The following is a 353-nucleotide window of genomic DNA, read 5'->3' on the forward strand; positions in this document are numbered from 1 at the left end:
CTTTCGAGCGATACGCGGTATCGGCCCAGACGCTTGAGGCGGTATTGGCTTTATCCAGAAGCCCCTCTCTCAATCGCGCGCCATCACTGGCGGCGGCATCTGTTGTCTTCCATTTGCGGATGAACCGATACTTCCGGTCGATGGAGACGTGGGGTTTGTAGCCAAAGAATGGGATAGCGAGATCACTCGACGGCATGGTTCCATCGTCCTGCCGCTTCGCTTTCGTGAACTTCAGCGTCCAGCGCGCATGGCGATCCTTGTGCGACAGCTTTGACGGCTTGTCCTGCCAGTCTTCGGGAATACGGCCTGCCCGGAGATCGGCTTTCTCGGCGTTCGTGTTGCGCTGCTTTGGA

At 58.1% G+C, this 353-nt stretch carries 1 pseudogene; it reads right to left on the minus strand.

The annotated features are described in order from the left end of the window. Window positions 1–353 (minus strand): annotated as a pseudogene (locus tag KP705_RS19730) (IS5/IS1182 family transposase); the annotation flags it as partial.

The sequence above is a fragment of the Gluconobacter sp. P1D12_c genome (assembly GCF_018812105.1).
Classification (GTDB): domain Bacteria; phylum Pseudomonadota; class Alphaproteobacteria; order Acetobacterales; family Acetobacteraceae; genus Gluconobacter; species Gluconobacter oxydans_A.